Source organism: Cellvibrio zantedeschiae (assembly GCF_014652535.1).
GTDB lineage: Bacteria > Pseudomonadota > Gammaproteobacteria > Pseudomonadales > Cellvibrionaceae > Cellvibrio > Cellvibrio zantedeschiae.
Genome location: NZ_BMYZ01000001.1, coordinates 41,759 through 64,080 on the forward strand (window position 1 = coordinate 41,759; position 22,322 = coordinate 64,080).

Below are 22,322 nucleotides of genomic sequence, written 5' to 3' on the forward strand. Positions count from 1 at the left end.
AATCTCTGTTTTTAATAGTCTGCCCTTCACCCTTTGGGTGCTATCGACACGTTATTAAAACAGAGAAAAATCATGAAAATAATAAGTGCAGTCATTCTGTTAGGCCTTTTTTCAGCAACATCGGCATGTGGTGGAGGCGGTGGCGGTAGCTCCTCGCCAGCACCAGGTGGCCAAGCGAGTACGAGCGTGGCGGGGACATCTTCAAGCTCATCCAGCGTGGTAAGTTCGTCCAGCTCGTCTTCTTCAAGTTCTTCATCTTCATCAAGCTCCTCAAGTTCGCCCAGTTCCGTGGCGGCGGCTTATCCAAGTTACAATACCAAACCTTTGGCGCCTGACATGACCGGCGTGGGCAGCACTGCGGTGCAGATTGCCAGCAAAATCAAAATTGGTTTCAACATTGGCAATACCCTGGAGGCAACCGGCGGCAAATCGGAAACCTATTGGGGCAACCCAAAAATCACCAAAGAATTCGTTGCCTTTGTAAAACAATCCGGTTTTAACGCCATACGTTTGCCAGCGTCCTGGGATCAATACTCTAATCAGGCGACTGCCGAAATTGATGCTGCCTGGCTAAACCGTGTTAAAGAGGTGGTGCAGTACTGTGTCGATAACGATGTATATGTTGTCCTGAACATCCATTGGGACGGAGGCTGGCTGGAAAACAATGTAGTGCCAGAAAAGCAGGCGCAAAATAATGCCAAGCAAAAAGCTTTTTGGGAGCAGATTGCAACGCTCTTGCGCGACTTTGATGAGCGCGTGATTTTTGCCAGCGCCAACGAACCCAATGTGGAAAACGCCGCGCAGATGGCGGTGCTGCAGTCTTATCACCAAACCTTCATCGACACAGTGCGCGCTACCGGCGGCAAAAATGCGTACCGCGTATTGGTATTGCAGGGACCAAGTACTGATGTTGAAAAAACCAACAAGCTCTGGACACAAATGCCTGTCGATACCGTGAAAGACAAGCTTATGGCCGAGATCCATTACTACACGCCCTGGAACTATACCGGCATGACCAAAGACGAAAGCTGGGGTAACCAATTTTTCTACTGGGGCAAAGGTTTTCATTCCACTACTGATACCGCGCACAACCCTACCTGGGGCGAAGAAGACACGGTTGATCAAATGTTTAAGTTAATGAAAACCCAATTTGTTGATAAAGGCATTCCGGTCCTTATGGGCGAGTTTGGTACGGGCGTGCGTAAAAATTTAACGGGTGCAGATTTGAAATTGCATTTGGATAGTCGCGCTTATTATTTCAACTACATCGTTAAGCAGGCGCGCGCTAACGGACTCTTGCCGTTCTTATGGGATACCGGCGATTTGTTGGATCGTGCCAATAACAAAGTGTTGGATCAGCAAGCCTACGACGCGCTAATTCAAGGTACAAAATAGCCAAAAAGGTTTCACCCCAAGGCTTGGTCTTGGGGTGATTGTCGTTTTAAATAAAACAACAATAACAGGAATCTGCAGATGAATAACCATCCTGAAGCGATTAACAATATTCTCAACAATCACTCGGTCAGTTCGCTATTTGATGTGAATGTTATCGACTATTCAGCCGGAAAAATTGTTCTTGGTTTGAATGCGCGCGCGCCGCTGTTTAACGGAGCGCTGGGTTGCATAGTGGATTGCGTTGCACGTATAGCAGGACAAGCATCTGTGGGCGATTGTTTTGTGTCGGAATACGAGCTTAATTCCTTCAGGCAATCAACGGTGAGCGAATTTGTTGCCAGCGCCAGGATTGAATCCAGCAGCAGTGATAACGCAACTTACTGCTGCGAAATATATGCGGTAGAAAATTCAGCCTACAAACCGCTAGCTGAATCACAAGGCACTCTTGTTAAAAATTAATTAATAAATAAAGAGATAAGTTGTTATGGAAATTAAATCCATTTTTCGTGGTTTTGCGTTTGGTTTATGTGTGCTGCCAATAATGGCTTGGGCACAAACACGTGTGATTGAGGTTGATCTAAATAACGTGAAGGGCCAACTCAATACTTCCTTTAAAACCAGCGTAGGTGCAGGTCGTGCTAATGAAGGCTTACGTGCGGACTGGCAGCAACAGCTCGCGGAAATAAAGCGCGATACAGATTTTAAATTTATTCGTATGCACGGTTTGCTCACCGACGATATGGGGGTGTACAAAGTTGACGCTCAGGGTCGCGAGCAATACAACTTTCAATATGTGGATGCCCTCTACGATTATATTCTTAGCATAGGCATGAAACCGTTTGTTGAATTAGGTTTTATGCCGCAAGCCCTGGCGAGTGGCAACAAAACTATTTTTTGGTGGCGCGGCAATGTTACGCCACCACACTCCTACGAAAAGTGGGAGAAATTAATTCAAGCTCTGACGCAGCATTGGACTGACCGCTATGGTGCCGAAGAAGTAGCGAGTTGGTATTTTGAAGTGTGGAATGAACCTAATCTCGATGGCTTTTGGGCGGGTTCGCAAGCTGATTATTTTAAGCTGTACAACTATAGCGCGCGTGCCATTAAACGCGTAAATCTAAAATATAAAGTGGGTGGGCCTGCAACAGCAGGTGCAGCGTGGATTCCAGAAATGATTGCTTACTGTGCACAAAATAAAGTGCCACTCGATTTTGTAAGCACACATTCATACGGTGTTGATCAAGGATTCCTTGACGAATTTGGTGGCAGAGGCACCGTGCTTTCTAAAGATGAATTATCTGTTGCGCGCGATGTTTTGCAAAACCGAAAACAAATTTCTGAATCAGTTATGCCGAATTTGGAATTGCATTATACCGAGTGGAGTTCGTCATACACACCCGCAGATCCTACGCACGATTCCTATCATCAAGCGGCCTATATTTTGCAAAAACTAAAGCAAACAGGCGATGCAGCGCAGTCAATGTCTTATTGGGTATTTACCGATATTTTTGAAGAACCAGGCCCACGCTTTGAAGCTTTCCACGGCGGCTTTGGTTTGATGAATGCCCAAGGCATTAAAAAGCCAGCGTACTTTGCCTACCAGTTTTTAAATAAATTGTCCGCCACCGAATTAAAAACCAGTGATGCACAATCCATCGCAACTAAAGACAATAAAGGCAGCACGCAATTGTTATTGTGGGATTCAACGCGCACCTTACCTGAAGGCGTAAACAATCAGCAGTATTACATTAAAGATTTGCCGCCGGCGAATAAAGGCGATGTGAATGTTCATCTGCAAGGCTTGAAGAAAGGTCAATACAAACTCACTATTTCACAAGTGGGCTACAAGCAGAACGATTCATTTACCGCCTACATAGGTATGGGTTCGCCAGCGCAGTTAACCAAAGCACAAGTGACCGAATTAAAAGCAAAAAGTACCGGTAAACCTAATCAGGAGAAAAGGATTAGTGTGGGTGGCGATGGTGAATTTACGTTGAATTTGCCGTTGCGTGAGAATGATGTTTATTTGGTGGAGCTGAGTAAAAATAAATAATTTTTCATCTTGGAAAAAATCCCATTGAAAAGCAGTCGTCATCCCCGATAAGCGAGGATGACGATTCAGAACTTAAAGTGAAACAACTGTTCATTTCAAAAATTGTTTGAGCGAGAGGAAATTATCGTGGATGCAACACGCAGAAATATTTTTAAAGCTTGTATCGCTGGCGCGGTAGTTTCACCACTCGCACTAACAAATTCAACACAAGCCATTGCAGCAAGCGCCAACACCAACACCAATTGTACTCGCCAAACTTTACAATGGGGTCGCGGTATTGAAGGGCAGCGCAAAGCCGATTTAGGTAATGGTACTTTTTTAAATCCAATTCTCGCCGGCGATCATCCCGATCCTACCATTTTGAAAGACGGCGACGATTACTACATGACTTTTTCGTCATTTAATTCTTATCCCGGCATAGTGATTTGGCATTCAAAAGATTTAGTCAATTGGGTTCCGGTCGGTGCCGCCTTGCATAAAAATATTGGCACTGTATGGGCGCTGGATTTATGCAAGCACAAGAATCGTTATTACATCTACATTCCTGCTGCGCCAGATGGTAAACCCTGGTCAACCTTTGTGATTTGGGCAGACGATATTAAAGGTCCCTGGAGTGAGCCCGTTGATTTAAATATTGTGGGTTGTATAGATCCAGGCCACATAGTTGGTGAAGACGGTAAGCGCTATTTGTTTGTGAATGGGATTCGCAAAATTCGTTTGCGTGATGATGGTCTTGCCACCGATGGCCAAGTGGAAAATGCTTACAGCCCGTGGCGTTATCCTGATGATTGGATCACCGAAAATTTTGCACCCGAAGGCCCCAAACTTTTGCGTCGTGGTGAATGGTTTTACCTCGTCACCGCCGTGGGCGGCACCGCTGGTCCTGTGACCGGTCATATGGTTATTGCCGCGCGTTCGCGGTCTATTCACGGCCCTTGGGAGCACTGCCCAAATAATCCTTTAGTTCGCACTTTGTCTGACGCTGAGCCCTGGTGGTCGCGTGGCCATGCAACCTTGGTTGAAGGTCCTGGTAAAACGGGTGAGTGGTGGATGGTTTATCACGCTTACGAAAATGGCTTTAGAACCCTTGGTCGCCAAACAATATTGGAACCGATTGAATGGACAGATGATGGTTGGTTCCGCGCAAAAGGTGGTGATTTATCACAGCCTTTACCCAAACCATTACCAGCATCTAAAGGTGTTGCGGGCTTTGCGTTGTCTGATGATTTTGCGCGCAACAAATTCGGCATTCAATGGAGTTTTCATAATCCCGGCGCGCAAGAAATGGCGCGCGTGAATTACGGCAAAAAAGTATTGGAGCTTGCGGGGGCGGGTACATCGCCTGCAGATTCATCGCCATTGACTTGCGGCGTGGGCGACCGTGCATACCAGGTAGAAGTCAGTTTTACTTTGGACGGTGATGCAGAGGCAGGGCTTTTATTATTTTACAATCACAAGGCGTTTGTCGGTCTTGGTTTTACTGCTGAAACACTTAAAATTTATCAGTACTCTGAGGAACTGCCTTGGGCGCGAAGAGAGCTCAAAACTAAAAGTTTGCGTATGCGTTTGACTAATGATCACAACGTTATCACTTACGAATATTCGCTCGACAGCGGGCGCACCTGGAAATTATTTCCTACGCGCATGGAAGTTTCTGGCATTCACCACAATGTTTTCGGTGGATTCTTAAGTCTTAAAGTAGGAATTTACAGCGTCGGCAAAGGCAAGGTTCAAGTACGGGATTTTCAATACCGTGCGCTGGCGCAGAAAGGCTGATATTTTTTTGAGGTCTTCTCACGAAATTGGTTTTAGTGTTATCGAGCGCGTTCAAAAACCACTTAACTTTTAAAAGCCGCTTAACTTTTAAAAACCACTTAACTCGCTTTATTGCCGCTTGGCATCTTTTTCCGTGTTTTCTATAAATCTCCTTTAGCCTGAGTGTGGAGTTATTGCAGCACCAGAGCATCAATAGTCTCCTTCCCAGGGATGGGCACGCAAAGATAAATTTAAGTGATTACATTGGTCATTATCAGTGTGTGACAAAAGCCTTGGTCCTGTCGCCAAATAATGGTGATACTGATTGGGTTGGCAGCCACACACATAATCATAATGCTGAGGGCTAGCCGCAAATAGCACTCCCCCTGATATCAAATAATCACGGATTTATATCTGTGTAGCCTAATTGGTCGGAAATGCACCAACTGACTCCGGCCATGATGGTGGCTCAGCATTAGGTGCAGAGCGGGGCAGACTGCATTAGAATGGCGCTCACATGAGGGATGCGTACAAACTTGTACGGTCCCGTTTTAGCCCAATCAGTTGTAGGACGGTACGTGTGAATAATAAAAGTGAACTCTTGTCCCAGTTGCGCATAGATCGTGACGCTAACTCGCCGGGACGCCCAATTTGGCCCTGGATAGCGGGTGGGCTAATTTTACTCTTACTCATTATTGGTGCTTATCAGCTGCTATCAGATTCAGCGCCCTTGCCCGTAAAAGTGCAAATGGCGCGTATGGCAACCGTGGATTCCTCCTCCGCGAGCGTATTGGATGCAACGGGTTATGTTGTTGCGCGTCGCCAGGCGAATGTCTCGTCTAAAGTGACCGGTCGCGTGATTGAAGTGTTAATTGAAGAAGGCATGACAGTTGAAAAAAATCAGATTGTCGCGCGCCTTGAGGATGTCAATGCCAGAAAAAGTTTCGATGTAACCAAAGCCGAATTAGATGCCGCTAAAGCACAGGTGAGTGAAGTGCGTGCACGTCTAGTGGAAGCAAAATTAAATTTTGACCGCAACAACACACTTTTTCAAAAACAATTAGTGAGCCAGGCATCCTTTGATCTTATCAAAGCGAATTACGAATCCCTGCGCGCGCAACTTAATAACCGTGAAGAAGTTGTGAATGTAAATCAAAAATTATTGGCACAACAAAAACAAAATTTAGATGACTTTGTTTTGCGTGCGCCTTTTGCCGGTGTGGTAATTGCAAAAACATCGCAACCAGGTGAAATGATTTCTCCCATTTCTGCCGGTAGTGGTTTCACCCGTACCGGTATTTGTACTTTGGTTGATATGACGTCTCTGGAAATTGAAGTGGATGTTAATGAATCTTACATTCAGCGCGTGCATCCGGGGCAATTGGCAGAAGCTGTATTAGAAGCATATCCCGAGTGGAAAATACCAGCGAAAGTTGCTGCAATTATTCCAACGGCTGATCGCCAAAAAGCTACGGTAAAAGTGCGCGTTGCGTTCCAAAATCTTGATCCGCGTATTTTGCCGGATATGGGTGTTAAAGTTTCTTTCCTCAATCCTGAGCCGGTAGAAAAACAAAAACCAAAAGAGCCTTTGGGCATTCGTGTACCAACAACGGCAGTGCGTTCAGTTGAAGAAAATAAATATGTATTTGTAGTTAAAGATGGCGTAGTGCAACAACGCAAAGTCAAACTCAACGCCAGCTATGGCAGCGATGTTTATATCTCTGAAGGCCTGAGTGCCGGAGAAGATTTTGTGGTGGAAGTAACACCCCAGCTAAAAAATGGATCTAAAGTAATCCAGGAATAAAAATCTAAAAGCGCAGCAAATACTGCGCTTTTTTTTCAATTAAAAACGGAGGGAATATGTCTAATCCTGCAACCTTAGCCGAAAGTGATATTTTGGTAAGTTTAAAAAATATCAACAAAACCTATAAAAAAGGTAAAGAGTTGGTTCCTGTTTTAACGGATATGAATTTAGATATCCAGCTTGGTGATTTTGTTGCTTTAATGGGGCCGTCGGGCTCGGGCAAAACTACGCTGCTTAATTTGTTGGGTGGATTGGATAGTCCAACATCAGGCGAATTACGCATCGCAGGGCAGCGTATAGATCAATTCTCTGCCGGACAGCTCACGCGGTGGCGCGCGCAAAATGTCGGTTTTATTTTTCAGTTTTACAATTTAATGCCGGTATTAACCGCGGAAAAAAATGTAGAGCTTCCATTGTTGTTAACCAACCTTTCCAGCAAAGAACGCAAAGCGCATGTTGCGGCAGCTTTGGATTTGGTGGGGCTCAGCGGCCGTGCGAAGCATTATCCGCGCGAGCTATCTGGCGGTCAGGAGCAACGCGTTGCGATTGCACGAGCTTTGGTAAGCGACCCTAACTTATTATTGTGTGATGAGCCTACCGGTGATTTGGATCGTGCAACTGCCGATGAGATTCTTGCGCTCATGCAAGAGCTTAATCAGGTGCAACAAAAAACCATCGTAATGGTTACGCACGACCCGCGCGCCGCAGATCATGCGCGTCGCACATTGCATCTCGATAAAGGCCAATTACTGCAAGAATAAGCGACGGAGCGAGGTGTGATATGAAATATCTCTATTTCATTTTAAAAAATTTAACACGCAAAAAAGTGCGCACCACTTTAACCGTGCTGTCCATAATGATTGCGTTTTTATTATTTGGTTTGCTGCGCACACTAGGGGCTGCCTTTGAAGGTGGGGCGCGTATTGAAGGCGAAGATCGTTTGATCTCCATCAACAAAGTCACTTTGATTCAGCCATTGCCCTATAGCTATCTCAGCAAAGTTAAAGCCTTGGATGGCGTTGATAAGGTCACTATGGCGAATTGGTTTGGTGGCTATTATCAAGACACCAGAAACCGCTTCCCACAATTTCCGGTAGATGCCGAAGAATATTTTACTATTTATCAAGACACCTATAATTTGCCGCCTGAGCAATACCAGGCTTGGAAGGCAAATAAAACCGGTGCAGTTATTGGTAAGGCTTTAGCCGATCAATTCCATTGGAAAGTGGGTGATCGCGTTCCTTTAATTGGCATGTTTCCCAAAAAAGATGGCAGCACCAATTGGGACTTTGTTATTGACGGAATTTTTACTGGCAAAACAGAAACCGCACAAACCAATATGATGTTTTTTCATTATGACTATTTTGATAAATCACGCCAGTTTGGTGAAGGCACTATTGGTTGGATGATTATTAAGGTTAAAAATCCCAAAGATTCTGCCAAAGTGTCGGCTGCAGTAGATGCGCTATTTGAAAACTCGTCATCAGAAACGAAAACCGATAGTGAAAAAGAATTTGCTAAATCCTTTGCCAAACAATTTGCCGATATAGGTTTGATCACTACGCTTATTTTAAGTGCGGTATTTTTTACCATGTTATTGGTGGCGGGAAATACCATGGCGCAATCTTTTCGCGAGCGTATTCCTGAATTTGCAATTCTCAAGACATTAGGATTTTCGGATGTGAGTGTCATGCTAATGGTCTTGGCTGAATCTGTTTTCATTTGTGGTTTTGGCGGGTTTTTAGGCTTGGCACTTGCGAAGTTGCTCGTGGTCAGTCTCTCTGCCAAATTTGCTATGTATCTGCCGGGTTTAAATATGTCCGCCACGATTTTATTAATGGGTACGCTCTGGATTATTTTGTTCGGTGTGGTTACCGGAGCTGCGCCTGCAATACAGGGGTTGCGTCTAAATATTATTAGTGCGTTGCGGAGGAATTAATGATGTCTTTTAACTGGCTCGCACAAATATTTACGGTAACCATCATGAACCTGCGCAATATTTCGCAGCGTTTGGGAACATCGTCAGTTGCAATTTTTGGGGTCGCGTGTGTGGTAGGCGTTTTTATCGGCGTGCTCTCCATGGCGACAGGTTTTCAACGCACTATGACCAATTCAGTTGCGCCTGACATGGTAATGATTATGCGCGCTGGTTCGGCCTCTGAAATGAGTAGCGGTTTGAGTTACGAGCAAACCCAACTGATCGACAATATGCCGGGCATTCAAAAAGATGGCGATACATCTTTAGCGTCGGCGGAATTATTGGTTATCGTCAGCATCCCCAAGAAAGCCAACAATGCAATGGCTAATGCGTCACTGCGTGGTGTACAACCTGCTGCATTTAAAGTGCGCGACAAATTCAAAATTGTAGAGGGCCGCAATTTTGAATCCGGGAAAAACGAATTGATTGTAGGCCGAGGTGCCTCTAAACAATTTAACAATGTCGCAGTGGGTTCGGTTATTCGCTTTGGCAACACCGAGTGGCATGTTGTTGGTGTGTTTGAAGAGGGCGGTGGCTTATCAGAATCAGAGGTCTGGTGCGATGCAAAAATTCTGCAAGCGGCTTATCGCCGTGGCAATAGTTATCAAACCATTCACGCTAAAGTAGAAGGCAAAAAAGGTTTCGAGGATTTAAAAGCCGCTATAGCAGCAGATCCCAAATTAACTTTGGATGTTGTCTACGAAACGGCGTATCTCGCCGAACAATCTTCTGGCTTAACTACTTTTATCAAGGTGGTTGGCTATCCGCTCGCTATTATCATGGCCATAGGCGCAATTTTTGGTGCAATCAATACTATGTATACCTCTGTGGCTTCCCGCACCCGTGAAATCGCTACGCTGCGTGCTTTGGGGTTTGGTGCATTTCCGGTGGCATTCTCCACATTGGTCGAATCGCTCGTACTCGCATTTATCGGTGGAGCTATAGGTGCAGCGGTGATCTATTTGTTGTTTAACGGCTATACGGTTTCAACGCTTAACTTTTCCAGCTTTAGTCAAGTCGTGTTTGATTTCGCGGTTACGCCTGCGCTGCTAAAGCAGGGTGTTATTTTTGCGGCGGCGATTGGTTTTATTGGTGGATTGTTTCCCGCGATTCGCGCTGCGCGTTTACCTGTAGCCACGGCTCTACGCGATAATGGTTAAATGTTAAAAGCTCTTCCGGGCCGCTGTATTACTCGCGAGTACAGCGGCTTTTTTCTGTATTTTGCAGAGTTGCTGGTGTAGTATCCACCACATAACTGCTGAAATTTTGGCGTGACAACGAATCCTCATAATACGCATAAATAGCGAGGCATCGACGCATGAAAGACGATAAGCCAACCTCCTTTGATATAGCCTACCGCGCTGGTGTATCGCAATCCACCGTATCGCGCGCGTTGCGCGACAGCCCATTGGTTAATCTTGAAACCCGCCTCAAAGTTCAAGCTATTGCAAAAGAACTTAATTACAAAGTTGATAAAAACGCCCGCAATTTGCGTTCGCAGGAAACCAAAACGATTGCGTTGTTACTGTGTGAAGACCACGGTACCGGCGATTCGCTGATTAATCCTTTCTTCTTGTCTATGCTCGGTAGCATCACTCGCGCAACCGCAAACCGCGGTTATGATTTATTAATTTCTTTCCAACAATTCAGCGATGACTGGCATGCGGATTATGAAGATGCTAACCGCGCCGATGGCATTATCTTTTTAGGTTACGGCGATTACGAAAGCTTCGTAAAAAAATTAACCTACTTAACGGAAGTGGGTGCGCACTTTATTACCTGGGGGCCGGTGTTGGAAGGTCAACCCGGTGTATCCATTGGTTGCGAGAATTTTAACAGCGCGCTTTTGGCGACAGACCATTTAATTCAATTGGGCCGCAAAAATATTGCATTCCTGGGAGATGTTTCTGAACACAGCCCGGAATTTGAGCTGCGTTATAAAGGCTACATGCGCGCTCTTGAAAAATCGGGGCTTTCACTCGATTCACGTTTACAAGTTAACGCGGAAACCTCAGAGGAAGAGGGCTATAAAGCTACGCTTAAATTATTGCAGAAGCGTATTCCATTTGATGCAATTTTTGGCGCGAGCGATTTGATTGCGATTGGTGCTATTAAAGCTTTGGAAGAGGCTGGGTTGAATGTGCCGGGCGATGTTGCAGTAATGGGTTTTGATGATATTCCCATGGCATCCTACACCCATCCACCACTATCAACCGTGCAACAAAACACCGCATTAGCGGGAGAGTTATTAGTTGAAAGTTTACTGAAAAAAGTAAACGGAGAGCCCGTTGAATCTATGTTGCTTCCCGCAAAATTAATTGTGCGTGGTTCCTGTGGTGCGAAGAAAGCGAAAGCTAAATAAAGATTTTGGAATAGAAAAAACGCCAGATAGTTGGTCGCTATCTGGCGTTTTTTGTTTTAAGTAATTAATGTCCCTGAATCGCCCGCTCGTCTGGTGTGCTATCGCTATTATCCTGCACAAAATAAACTGCAATCGCGCCCAAAATCATTGAAACGCCAGCCAGTGCAATAATGTAAATGGCTTGATTATCGAATGCATATTTCAGGATTTGACCTGCCACCAAGCCTGAGACAATTTGCGGGGCAGCGATGGTGAAATTAAAGATTCCCATGTAGACGCCGGTTTTATCTGCTGGCAAGGAGCCTGAAAGAATTGCATAAGGCATGGCAAGAATTGCAGCCCAGGCGATACCAACGCCGACCATTGGCAAGAGCAAATTTAATGCGCCTTGTGGAATATCAATTTCGGTAAGCAACAAGTTAACATGCACGACTTCTGCATTCTGGAACAACATAAAGCTGATATAACCAATGCCGCCTGCGAGTAGTGAAAGTGAATAAGTAATTTTTCTTCCAAAGCGATTGGCAATGCGTGCAATAAAAACAGAAAAAATTGCAGCAAACAATGAGTATGCCGCAAAGGTAATTCCTACCCAGTCACCCGCTGCGCCTTTTGCTGCGGCAATATCCGCTGGAATTACATCAACACTGTGAAGAAATTCTGCATCAAACCATTTTGCCTCTACTCCCCAAATATATTGGGTAATAGCCGGGCCGGTATAAACCCACATAATAAATAACGAGAACCATGAAAAGAATTGCACCAGCGCAAGTTGGCGCATGGTTTTTGGCATATTAATAAATAGTTTCCAAAAGTTCGCTAATTTTGTTGTAAGCGATAATTTTTCAACAATTTTAGGTGCAATATTTTTATAACGGTTGTAATCATCAGGTGAGTATTCCTTCGTGCGAAAGCATGTCCAAAGCACGGTACCTAACAGTGCTGTTCCACCCACATAAAATGCCCAGGTCACTGTCTGTGCAACTTCGCCTTTAGGGGCAGTATTATCGAGCCCAATGACATTGGTGAACACAAAAGGAAGTATGGAGCCTATAACTGCACCGATATTAATGAGCAGCGCTTGAATCGAATAACCGAGCGTACGTTGTTCATTGGGCACCATATCCGACACAAGCGCGCGAAACGGTTGCATAGTCACATTAAATGCACCATCCATTAGAGCGAGCATCATGCCGCCAAAAATCATTGGTGCAAGAAAAGCAACAAAAATAGATGCGTTAGGCATTAGGAACATGCCGAGTGCCGCTGCAATTGCGCCACCTAAAATGAAGGGTTTGCGACGCCCCAGACGATTCCAGGTGCGATCTGATGCAGCGCCAACAATAGGTTGAACTAACAAACCCATCACTGGTGCGGCCAACCAAAATAATGAAAGCGAATGTAGATCAGCGCCCAAATCTGAAAGCACGCGGCTCACGTTGGCGTTTTGCAATGCGAAACCAAGTTGTACGCCTAGAAAGCCAAAGCTGACATTCCAGACTTGCCAAAACGGGAGCGTGGGTTGTTTCATTTTTGATGCCTTTGTTGTTATTCGTGAATTAAAATTTGTTAAACAGACACTGCCCTTTTTAAACTACATAACCGCCATGCTTATTAGAGCATGGCGGTTTCTTAAAAGCAGGCAAGCTAAATAAATTATTTTACATAGCGTGTCGCAGTGCTCGCATTGTTATCCCATACTTTTTTGTCGGCGTAAGAGCGCAAGAGTTTTACATATTCCGCGTGCGACCAAGCTAAAGGCGTAGCTGAGTTTGTACCTTGGCCATTAGTGAATTTGTAAGTGTCGTTGCTTCCTACGCCATCCCACACTTGCTCAGGAATCATATAGCCTTCATTTGCAAATAATTCCATAGCTTTGATATAGGTATTGCGTAAACTTGTGATGTTTTCACCATCCAATTTACCGGTGGTTGCAGCTTTGGCTAACTCATAATGGCCGCGCTCACCGGTGAAAATTGGCCAAACACGCCCGCGACCTTCGGGAAGATTTTTTCCCGTAGCGTTGTAACCGCGGCCGGCTAGAGTATCTTCGCCATAACCGTCCCTACCATAACGGCGCCAGCCCGGAAATTTGCCTTCAACGCCGTTAAAGCTAAATTCATATTTCACACGCACGGGATCAGGCAGGCTAGTGTCATCCATTTCGGGCAAAGTGTTTTGAATTTCTTTGTTAAGTGGTGAGCGTACACCGTAGCGTACAAGCTCTAAAAAACCACCATCAACAACTTCACTTTCATTAACATTGCTCTGGCCGTTGCGCTCTTCCAATAACGCGTGATCGTTGGGGTTTTCGTTCGCACTAATGCGCAAATAATAATTGCCATCGGATGGTGCTTTGTTAAGTGCGCCAGTTGTGGTGTACAGATTTTTTTCCAGATTTGCAGAATATTTATCTGCAGCTGCGAGATACTTTTTCGCGCTCGCATCATCTTTAGCAAGCTTTGCCATATCGCTGGCCGCTACCAAACCGGTAATCACGGCTGCTGTTGTTGATGGCGAATAGCCGGGTTGCTCCTCCCAACGCTCCTGAATACTTTTTGGCGGCGTAATCACAACATTTTTCAACCAGTCGATGCTCACCGTGCCTCCATCGGCCAAAAATGTTGCTGCAGGTTTCAGCATTTTGTTATACCAGCTCAGCATTTCCGCATCGCTCAACACGCCTTCTTTCCATAAGCGCCAGCCCAGCATAATCGGCATTGCGGTTTGATCAAGCTGCACGCCTACCCACTCAACTTCGCCATCTACGTGAGTTTTTTGCAGGAACCAACCAGGTGTGCCTGAGTAGCCTGGCGTTTTATTGCTGGTTTGTACGTGTTCCAAATATTCGAATGCAACTTTTGGTGTGACTTTATCGCCCAATGCCAGCATTGCCATGGTGACTTGATAAAAATCCCGTGGCCAAACTGCTTTGTATCCGGTTTGTGCTTTGTCTGCCGATGCAGAATCGCCCCAGGGATTCGAGAGAGATGCAATTACACCGCCCGCATAGGTTTTATCTTCCTGCGCTTTTAAAACGAGGGCGCTTGCGTAAACTAATTTGCCGCCGTCAGTTGCAGTTGCAGAAAGTTTTTCCAATTCTGGTAAAGAGGCGATGTAATCCTCCCAACCTAAGGTATCTCCTTTACCGTTAAAGTTTGCCAGAACTTTTTCATGTCCCGTGGTGAGGGTTTGGTTTGCGGCTGCGAGACTTTCATCTTTGGAATTGCCAAATCCTAAAACAAATTGCCATTCACCTGCCTCACCTTTTTTCAAGGTAGGAAGTTGCAACGTCATGGCGACATTACCGGTAGTGTCGCCGGTGCTTGCGTAGGTGTGGCTAAGTTTGCCTTCGGCTATTAAATCATTTATACCATCAGAAACGCCTTCAAAGCCTACAGTGCTCGCGCTCACGGGCGCATCTGTTTTTACCGTGAGATGCGTTTTGCCATCAGCGACTAGCCAGCTATTGTTTTCGCTCCAGGCTTTATCGCCGGGGCCGGTGTTAGCTAAATTGGGATTGATGTATAGAAACGGAGTGACATTATCGGCGAATGCGCGAAAGCTCACCTTCATCATTAAGCTATTGGTGTCGGGATCCGTAAAAATATGTTTTTCAATTTCGTAGCGTCCTTCTTTATCGCGATTAATAATTTTATAAGCGAGTGAAAGCGGACGGCCGCTTGCATCTTTGTCTAAATAATCGATATGGGAAATAGTGTCAGTTTTTTCCTGGTGTAAAAATCCGTTGCCTTTGATATAAAACTGCGCTTCCTGAATTTGTGCCTCATGAATTAAGCCAAACATGGTTTCGGTGAGCACGCCTTGCGCCAGGGAAAACCATACTTTGGAAATTTTTCCGCTGCTACCTGTATCCTGATATTGGCCTTGGGTATATTGCTCGTAAGAAGTGCCTATGCCATTTTTACCTGAGTAAGACCAATGTGATGCCGCGCCGGGAGCACCGGGAGCTATATCATTTGCAGTTGCAGTACCGCTGGAATGAGAAGCAGTATCTTTGCATGCACTAAGGCCAATCAGGGATGAAATTAATAGACAGCTCAAACGTTTTTTCATGTGGATACCATTTTTCATTTTAAGAAATTATAAATATTCTGGTCGCAAGTGGTTGCTTTGCAGCATGTTTACTATCGCCAAGGTTAGAATTAGTTATCCCCTGAAACAATTGCTTACATACGTATTCAGGTGACATTGTTGCTGCATACGTATGCACAAAATAATTTATAGCAAGGTTCGCCAAGCGCATTGCATTTGCATTGGCTAACCAGGTTTATGAATACGTATTCTATTGGATTTATTGCAATGAAAATTCTGCATACGTATGTAGCCTCTTGGTTTGGTTTTAAGGCTCGCGTATGTTGTCAGCCATACGCACATTCCTTTATGTATTGCCAAAATAATTAGCTTGCAGACTGAATGAGCAAGATGCGGTCTACCAATAACAAATTAGTCCCAGCCTGGCAGGTGTAATCGCCTTAGCCAGGCTATGAGGTGTAATCATGCAACAAAATCCCTGGTGGCGCGGCGCGGTCATCTATCAAGTTTATCCTCGCAGTATGATGGATAGTAATAATGATGGCATAGGCGATATTCCGGGCATTATTAGCAAGCTGGATTACATTGCCAGCCTCGGTGTGGATGCAATTTGGATTTCGCCATTTTTTAAATCGCCCATGAAAGATTTTGGCTATGATATTTCTGATTATCGAGCCATTGACCCAATTTTTGGCACCTTAGCTGATTTTGATGAGCTCATTGTGCAAGCTCATGCGCGCAATATAAAAATTATTATTGATCAAGTATTGAATCACACCTCGGATCAGCACGCCTGGTTTGAGGAAAGCCGTGAGTCCAAAGACAATCCAAAAGCTGATTGGTATGTGTGGGCTGACGCAAATCCCGATGGCACTCCGCCCAACAATTGGCTTTCAATTTTTGGTGGATCTGCGTGGGAGTGGGAGCCTCGTCGTTGCCAATATTATTTACACAATTTTTTAAAGACCCAACCCGATTTGAATTATCACTGCCCTGCGTTGCGCGAACAAATTTTGCAAGAAGTGGAATTCTGGCTAAAACGCGGTGTGGACGGTTTGCGTTTGGATGCCATTATTTTTTGTTTCCATGACAAACAACTGCGTTCAAATCCAGCTAAACCAGTTGAAGAAAGAAAAGGCCGCGGTTTTAGGGAAGATAATCCTTACGCATTTCAGCGCCATGTTCACGATACTTGCCAGCCGGAAAATATAGGGTTTTTGGAATCACTGCGCAGCTTGATGAATCGCTACCCTGGCACAGTTACGCTGGGGGAAATTGCGTCAGAAGATTCATTGAAAACCATGGCGGAATATACGGCAGGCAACACGCGCTTGCACATGACCTATAGTTTTGAATTATTAGTTGATAATTTATCTGCAAGCTATATTCGCGAAACTGTTGAAACCTTGGAAAAAAACCTAACCGACGGTTGGCCATGCTGGGCTTTTGGTAACCATGATGTAGTGCGTGTTATGTCGCGCTGGAAGGGCGAAGAGCACGCGCCTGCCAAAGCAAAATTGCTTAATGAATTATTATTTTCGCTGCGCGGAAGTGTGTGTTCTTACCAGGGTGAAGAGTTGGGTTTAACTGAAGCCGAAATTGCACAGCATGAGTTGCAAGATCCTTATGGCATTACTTTTTGGCCGCGCTTTAAAGGTCGCGACGGTTGTCGTACGCCAATGCCGTGGAGCAAAAGCGCAATTAATGCAGGCTTTTCACAAGGTAAAACCTGGCTGCCAGTGTCGCCAGAACATCTTCCTATGGCCGTAGATCTGCAAGATGCGGATAAAAACTCTGTGTTACACGCGTTTAGAAAATTTCTTGCGTGGCGCAAGCAACAGCCTGCGTTATTGTGGGGTGATATTGAGTTTTTAGATGCACCGGAAAATGTGTTGTTGTTTGTGCGCACTTATGAAGGCCAACGTTTATTGGCAGCATTTAATTTATCGGCTGTGACTGAAACAGTTAATCTAGGTGGTAGAAAAGCTATGCCTATAAAAGCGCATGACGAAGTTTCAGCACAATGTAATGGTGATCAATTAACCTTGTCACCCTATGCTAGTTTTTTTGCATCGCTCGATTAATACTTTTTTTGCATGGTACCCTTGTCTTCCAGACAACATCTTTAAGGCGCCTTAGGGCGCCTTTTTTTGCGCGATACAAATGTGTTTAAGCGCCTTTATTAGCGTCACTTCCAATCTTATTTTCTTTTTGACTTTATTATGTTTATTGGTTGTCGCGCACTTCCAGATTTATTTGCGTGTTTAAAATTTCATCTACACATTATTAATTTTTAATGTAAAAAATACTTTTGCATACGTATGCGTTTTGTTGAATACGTATGCACACTATTGTCGTGCTTTAGCGACAAAGCCTACTATCCTCCCGAGGGCAGAACCAATCTGTTTTACGAGCTGCAGGTTTTGTTTCAACAAAATTTGTGAGAAAAAATAATAGAGTACACACCCGCGGGGAATACTAGATCATGAAAAAATTACCGTTCAATCATATGCTGGCACTCTTATCAACCATGACGTTGGTAGCAGGCTCTCATGCAGTTTATGCGCAGCAGGCCGCAGCGGAAGCCGAAGAAGTTGTAGTGACCGGTTTTAAAGCGAGCTTGGAAAAAGCGCAAGAAGTTAAGAAGGCCAGTTCTTCTATTGTTGAAGCTATTGCAGCAGAAGATATTGGTAAATTACCTGATAGTAGTATTGCAGAATCTTTGGCGCGTTTGCCTGGCTTGGCTGGTGAGCGTCGCGACGGTCGTACCAGTGGTTTGTCTGTGCGTGGTTTTAACGAGAACTACGTTGCCACCACCATGAATGGCCGTGAAATTCTCGGCATCGGTGACAACCGCGGTGTTGAGTACGATTTGTATCCATCAGAAATTATTTCTGGCGCAACTATTTATAAAACGCCCGATGCAACTTTGGTTAACCAAGGGTTGGGCGGTATTGTAAATTTGTCCACCATTCGTCCGTTGGATCACGCTCCGGTTATGAGCGTTAGTGGCAACTTTGAACAAAATGATTTGAAATCTGCAAACCCTGATTTTAAAGATACAGGCCATCGTTTGGCATTTACCTACGCTGATAAATTTGCAGATGACACAATTGGTGTTGCGCTTTCTGTTGCAACTATGGAATCGCCAAGCCAAGAGCAACAATTCCGCGCGTGGGGCTACACCGATGTTGACACTAATGGCGACGGCGTAAATGACGCGCGTGCAATTGGTGGCCAGGATACCAACGTGCGTTCTTCGCTCATGAAACGCGATACTTATTCAGGTGTTTTCCAATATCGTCCAAACGATAAAGTGGAAGTAACTGTCGACGCTTTGCATATCGATTTTAATGACGACAAAGTATTCCGCGGTTACGAAGAAGGTTTTGCGTGGGGCGGTGGTGCAGTAAATACTTATGGCAATGTTGTTGATGGTTTGGCCATGTCTGGTACCACCAGTAACTTCGCAAGCGTTATCCGTAACGATGGCGACAGCAAAGAAGCGAAGCTTGATACTTTTGGTTTGAATGTAAAATATTTCCTCTCTGACGAGTGGTCATTAACGCTTGATGCAGCAACTGGTAAATCAGAGAAAGACCAATTGGATATGGAATCTTATTCCGGTGTTGGTCGTGCTCCATTTGGTGGTGCTGTTACTGCGGGCCCCCAAGGTGCAAAAAATGCACGCGCATGGACTATGACATCTAAAGGTGCATTCTTCTCTGCACATCCAAGTTTGACTCAACCTGACTACAGCAACGCAGCCATTATTAAATTAGCGGGTCCACAAGCCTGGGGCGGTGGTGCATCTCCTGCATTTGGTGGTCGTAATGATCAGCAAGATGGTTTCGTAAATAACCCACACTTTGAAGAAGAATTAACTACCTTGCGTCTGCAAGCATCTGGCGATGTTGAGTTCTCAATCGTAACAGGTGTTGAATTTGGTATTAATTATTCTGATCGTAGCAAATCAAAAGTTAACTATGGTGCGTTCTTAACGTCACCAGAATATTACGCTGCTGACGGTGTAACTATTGATGCGGGTGATGCGGCAGTTCCAACTAAATACATCACCGGTGTTGCCGATTTGAGCGTGTTTGGTTTGGGCAAAATGCTTGCTTATGACGGTATTCAAATGTACCGCGATGGTTATTACAAAGAGACACCTGCAGCCTTATTTGAAACTAACCGTTTAGGTGATACTTACACTGTTGATGAAGAAGTAACAACATTATTTGGTATGGCTAAATTCGAAACCGGTGTTCTGACAGGTAATGTTGGTTTGCAAGTTATTAGCACTGATCAATCAGCAACCGGCTTTGCAACGCAAACTAAAGCTGGCGGTTACGTGCAAGCAACACCGGTTAAAGATGGCAAAAAATATGTGCAATTGTTGCCAAGCTTGAACATGAATTTCCAGATTACAGATGATCAAGTAGTGCGTTTTGCATCGGCAAAAACACAATCGCGTTCACGTATGGATGACATGCGTCCAAACAGCACCATTGGTTTCTCGTTCGATACAGCGCGTCGTAACAGTACAGATCCATTGTTCAGTGCGTGGAGTGCTTCATCAGGTAATTCAACATTGAAACCAACGGAAGCTATTCAGTTTGACTTGTCTTACGAGTGGTATTTTGCAGAAGACGGTTTGTTGTCTGCTGCTTACTTCTACAAAGATTTGCAATCATGGAATCTTAATACTCGCGTAGTGACAGATTTCAGCAGCTACATTATTCCTGGTTACCATGATGTATTTACCGCGGCAGATACGGCTGCAGGTTACAGCTTGAAATCAAAACAAGGTGTGACAACTGCTAACGTTGCAGCAGGTTCTGGTTATGCAGCTGGTACAGAATTCCAGGCAAATATTCCGTTGCGTTTAGTCAGTGACTATCTGGATGGTTTAGGTGTTATCGCAAGTGCCGCATTTATGGACGGTGAAATTGATAACGCTGGCGTTAAACAAGAAGTTCCTGGTTTGTCCAAAGAAACCTATCAGTTGACCGTGTACTACGAAAACTCAGGTTTCGAAGCTCGTGTGTCTGCACGTAAGCGTGATGAATACTTGTCTGAAACCCAGGGCTTAAGTTTGGCGTTGACTCCAGGTACAGATTTAGGTGCAACGTTGGTTGATGCGCAAATTGGTTATAACTTTGCAAACAGCGGCATTCAGGCTCTTGAAGGTTTGACTATCACCCTGCAAGCGCAAAATTTAACGAACGAATCTACAGTAGTAACTGAACCTGATGACGCTCGCGAAATTGATCGCTACCAGAACTTTGGCGCTAACTATTTGTTAGGCTTCAGCTACAAGTTCTAAGCACTGTTGCTAGACTAAGTTAAAGATAACCCTGTTAGTTTTTCGCTAGCAGGGTTTTTTTGCAACTAAGGCGCTTCCAAAAATTACTAAAGGCCAGCAATGAATAAGCCTATAAAAAAAGTTGTGATCGTCGGCGGTGGCACAGCGGGTTGGATGTCTGCTGCGTTACTAAAAAAAGTAATGGGCTCTGTTGTCGATATCGAACTTATTGAATCTGAAGAAATCGGCAGAATTGGGGTGGGCGAGGCAACGATTCCACCTATTCGCTATTTCAATCAAGCATTGGGAATCGATGAAGCAGAGTTTCTTCGTGAGACTAAAGCCAGCATTAAACTCGCTATTAAATTTGAAAACTGGCGTGTTCCCGGCGAAGGTTATTTCCATACTTTTGGTGGTGCAGGAAAAAACATCGGGTTTTGCGCGTTTCACCATTTTTGGTTGCGTGCAAAAACGCTGGGCGATAAATCCAGCCTATGGGATTACGATTTGAATTATCTCTGCGCAGCGTCAAATAAATTTGCGCCCATAAATTCAAAAGATCCTGCCTTGGAAATGCAATATGCGTTTCATTTTGACGCATCGCTTTACGCAAATTTCTTACGAAAATTTAGTGAAAATATTGGTGTAATACGCACAGAAGGTTTGATTGAACGGGTCACTGTTCATCCGGATTCTGGTGCCGTAGATCATCTTATCTTGAAAAATGGCAGGGTAGTTCACGGCGATTTATTTGTAGATTGCTCTGGTATGCGTGCTTTATTGATTCAACAAACACTGGGCACGGGTTACGAAGATTGGAGTCACTGGTTGCCTTGTGATCGTGCTATTGCTGTGCCCTCAGAACGCCTCGCGGCGACTTTGCCTTATACGCGCTCAATTGCCCATTCCGCCGGTTGGCAGTGGAGAATTCCTTTACAACACCGCAATGGTAATGGAATCGTCTATAGCAGCAATCATTATTCGCAAGATGAAGCTGCGGCCATACTACTAAATAATTTGGATTCCAAAGCGCTGGCCGAACCGAATTTTATTTCGTTTAAAACCGGTCGTCGGTTAAAACAATGGAACAAAAATGTTATTGCTGTGGGTTTGTCGAGCGGTTTTTTGGAGCCACTTGAATCTACCAGTATCCACCTTATCCAATCAGCCATAGTTCGCCTGATAAAACTTTTTCCGCATGCGGGAATAGATGCAGTTAACGTTGCGGAATACAACAGGCAATCGAAAACCGAGTTTGAGCAGGTGCGCGATTTTATTATTTTGCATTATCACGTCAATGAGCGAACTGATAGCCAATTCTGGCGCGATCTGCGCAATATGGAAATTCCTGAAAGTCTTACACACAAAATTAATTTGTTCCGGGCTACAGGAAAAATATTTCGTGAGCAGGATGACCTATTTTTAGAAAGTTCCTGGCTACAGGTTATGTTGGGGCAGGGTATTGTTCCGCGTGATTATCATGCGCTGGCCGATAATCTATCTGAGCCCGATTTAATGTCTTTGCTCGCCAATATGAAAAAAATTAAGCAGAGCCCGCTGGAACAAATACCAAGCCATGATGAATTTCTCAGGCAGGTTTGTGCAAGATAATGA

Annotated in this window: 14 protein-coding genes; 12 read left to right on the plus strand and 2 right to left on the minus strand. The window is 44.7% G+C overall.

What is annotated here, in order from left to right:
- Positions 1-72: 72 nt before the first annotated feature.
- The 9 genes from IE104_RS00285 (at position 73) to IE104_RS00325 (ending at position 11,347) form a co-directional block, all read left to right on the plus strand.
- Positions 73-1,395 (plus strand): glycoside hydrolase family 5 protein, encoded by a 1,323-nt coding sequence (locus tag IE104_RS00285; protein WP_189414947.1) that lies wholly within the window; start codon positions 73-75, stop codon positions 1,393-1,395.
- A 78-nt stretch (positions 1,396-1,473) separates the two neighbouring features.
- Positions 1,474-1,854: a hypothetical protein gene (locus IE104_RS00290; RefSeq protein WP_189414949.1), complete on the plus strand. Its 381-nt coding sequence runs from the start codon at positions 1,474-1,476 to the stop codon at positions 1,852-1,854.
- Positions 1,855-1,879: 25 nt separating this feature from the next.
- Entirely contained in the window at positions 1,880-3,448 is a 1,569-nt protein-coding gene (locus IE104_RS00295) for a GH39 family glycosyl hydrolase (protein ID WP_189414951.1), read from the plus strand.
- 126 nt (positions 3,449-3,574) lie between these two features.
- A complete protein-coding gene (locus IE104_RS00300; protein ID WP_229837554.1) occupies positions 3,575-5,224 on the plus strand; it encodes a family 43 glycosylhydrolase in 1,650 nt (549 codons plus the stop codon).
- A gap of 559 nt (positions 5,225-5,783) precedes the next feature.
- Positions 5,784-7,007 (plus strand): efflux RND transporter periplasmic adaptor subunit, encoded by a 1,224-nt coding sequence (locus tag IE104_RS00305; RefSeq protein WP_189414953.1) that lies wholly within the window; start codon positions 5,784-5,786, stop codon positions 7,005-7,007.
- Positions 7,008-7,063: 56 nt separating this feature from the next.
- Positions 7,064-7,768 carry an ABC transporter ATP-binding protein gene (locus tag IE104_RS00310; RefSeq protein WP_189414955.1) on the plus strand — a complete coding sequence of 235 codons (705 nt, stop codon included), beginning with the start codon at positions 7,064-7,066 and terminating at the stop codon, positions 7,766-7,768.
- A 20-nt stretch (positions 7,769-7,788) separates the two neighbouring features.
- Positions 7,789-8,946, plus strand: a complete 1,158-nt coding sequence (locus tag IE104_RS00315; RefSeq protein WP_189414957.1) for an ABC transporter permease — start codon at positions 7,789-7,791, stop codon at positions 8,944-8,946.
- Positions 8,946-10,145: an ABC transporter permease gene (locus IE104_RS00320; protein ID WP_189414959.1), complete on the plus strand. Its 1,200-nt coding sequence runs from the start codon at positions 8,946-8,948 to the stop codon at positions 10,143-10,145. The genes IE104_RS00315 and IE104_RS00320 overlap by 1 nt, the downstream gene beginning before the upstream one ends.
- A gap of 158 nt (positions 10,146-10,303) precedes the next feature.
- On the plus strand, positions 10,304-11,347 hold the full coding sequence (locus tag IE104_RS00325; protein WP_189414961.1) for a LacI family DNA-binding transcriptional regulator: 1,044 nt from the start codon (positions 10,304-10,306) through the stop codon (positions 11,345-11,347).
- Between the two features lie 64 nt (positions 11,348-11,411).
- Here the strand turns inward: IE104_RS00325 and IE104_RS00330 are convergent, their stop codons facing one another.
- Together IE104_RS00330 and IE104_RS00335 are read right to left on the minus strand one after the other, a co-directional pair.
- Entirely contained in the window at positions 11,412-12,878 is a 1,467-nt protein-coding gene (locus IE104_RS00330) for an MFS transporter (protein ID WP_189414963.1), read from the minus strand.
- A gap of 125 nt (positions 12,879-13,003) precedes the next feature.
- Positions 13,004-15,424 (minus strand): glucan 1,4-alpha-glucosidase, encoded by a 2,421-nt coding sequence (locus IE104_RS00335; protein ID WP_189414965.1) that lies wholly within the window; start codon positions 15,422-15,424, stop codon positions 13,004-13,006.
- 443 nt (positions 15,425-15,867) lie between these two features.
- Between IE104_RS00335 and IE104_RS00340 the strand changes: the two genes are divergently transcribed.
- From IE104_RS00340 to IE104_RS00350, 3 genes are all read left to right on the plus strand, one after another.
- Entirely contained in the window at positions 15,868-17,487 is a 1,620-nt protein-coding gene (locus tag IE104_RS00340) for an alpha-glucosidase family protein (protein WP_189414967.1), read from the plus strand.
- A 401-nt stretch (positions 17,488-17,888) separates the two neighbouring features.
- Positions 17,889-20,729, plus strand: a complete 2,841-nt coding sequence (locus tag IE104_RS00345) for a TonB-dependent receptor (RefSeq protein ID WP_189414969.1) — start codon at positions 17,889-17,891, stop codon at positions 20,727-20,729.
- Positions 20,730-20,828: 99 nt separating this feature from the next.
- The gene (locus IE104_RS00350) at positions 20,829-22,319 is read left to right on the plus strand and encodes a tryptophan halogenase family protein (RefSeq protein ID WP_189414971.1); all 1,491 of its coding nucleotides are present in this window, start codon (positions 20,829-20,831) and stop codon (positions 22,317-22,319) included.
- The last annotated feature ends 3 nt before the right edge of the window (positions 22,320-22,322 follow it).